The organism is Mesorhizobium sp. M6A.T.Ce.TU.002.03.1.1, from assembly GCF_003997275.1.
GTDB lineage: Bacteria > Pseudomonadota > Alphaproteobacteria > Rhizobiales > Rhizobiaceae > Mesorhizobium > Mesorhizobium mediterraneum.
In genome coordinates this window covers 1-1,340 of the sequence record NZ_RZTI01000279.1, presented here as the reverse complement: position 1 = coordinate 1,340, position 1,340 = coordinate 1, and the positions used below count along the sequence as shown (strand labels likewise).

Below are 1,340 nucleotides of genomic sequence, written 5' to 3'. Positions count from 1 at the left end.
TGTGTTCATGCCGCGCTCTCCTGAGCTTCAGGCGCACATCGAAGGCATTATCGCCGAGGTGGCGCAGCTCGAAGGCCAGCCACTGCTCGGCTTTCGCGACGTGCCGGTCGATAATTCATCGCTGTCCAAGGCGCCCGACATCGCCGCTTCCGAGCCGGTGCACCGGCAGGTGTTCCTGGGCCGCGGCGCCGAGATCGAGAACGACGACGATTACGAGCGGCGGCTCTACATCCTGCGCAAGGTCGTTTCCGGCCGTATCCACGAGGAGACCAAAGGCGTCGACAACGGCTTCTATGTCGTCTCGATGTCGTCGCGGACCATCGTCTACAAGGGCATGTTCCTGGCCTATCAGGTCGGCGCCTACTACAAGGACCTCACCGACCCGCGTTTCGAGACGGCGCTGATCCTGGTCCACCAGCGCTTCTCGACCAACACGTTCCCGTCGTGGAAGCTGGCGCATCCCTACCGCATGGTCGCCCACAATGGCGAGATCAACACGCTGCGCGGCAACGTCAACTGGATGGCGGCACGGCAGGCCTCGGTCGATTCCGAACTGTTCGGCAACGACATCTCCAAGCTGTGGCCGATTTCCTACGAAGGGCAGTCGGACACCGCCTGCTTCGACAATGCGCTCGAGTTCCTGACGCAGGGCGGCTATTCGCTCGCCCACGCCATGATGATGCTGATCCCGGAAGCCTGGGCCGGCAACAAGCTGATGGGACAGGACCGCAAGGCCTTTTACGAATACCACGCTGCCCTGATGGAGCCGTGGGACGGGCCGGCGGCGGTGGCCTTCACCGACGGACGCCAGATCGGCGCCACACTCGACCGCAACGGGCTGCGCCCGGCACGCTACATCGTCACCGACGACGATCGTGTCATCATGGCCTCGGAGGCCGGCGTGCTGCCGGTGCCGGAGGAAAGGATCGTCAAGAAGTGGCGGCTGCAGCCCGGCCGCATGCTGTTGATCGACCTGGAGAAGGGCCGCATCGTTTCCGACGAGGAGATCAAGTCGGAGATCGCGACCAGGCATCCCTACAAGAGCTGGCTCGCCAACACCCAGCTCATCCTCGAAGACCTGAAGCCGGTCGAGCCACGCGCGCTGCGCAGGGACGTTTCGCTGCTCGACCGCCAGCAGGCGTTCGGCTACAGCCAGGAAGACACCAAGCTGTTGATGTCGCCGATGGCGACCACCGGACAGGAAGCGGTCGGATCGATGGGCACCGACACGCCGATCTCGGCGATGTCGGACAGATCGAAGCTGCTCTACACTTATTTCAAGCAGAACTTTGCCCAGGTCACCAACCCGCCGATCGACCCGATCCGCGAGGAGCTGGTGA

1 protein-coding gene is annotated in these 1,340 nt (G+C 63.5%); it reads left to right on the top strand.

Features of this window, described 5'->3' with window-relative positions:
- A partial coding sequence (locus EOC93_RS33480) for a glutamate synthase central domain-containing protein (protein ID WP_281033179.1) occupies window positions 1–1,340 on the top strand: 1,340 nt, incomplete at both ends.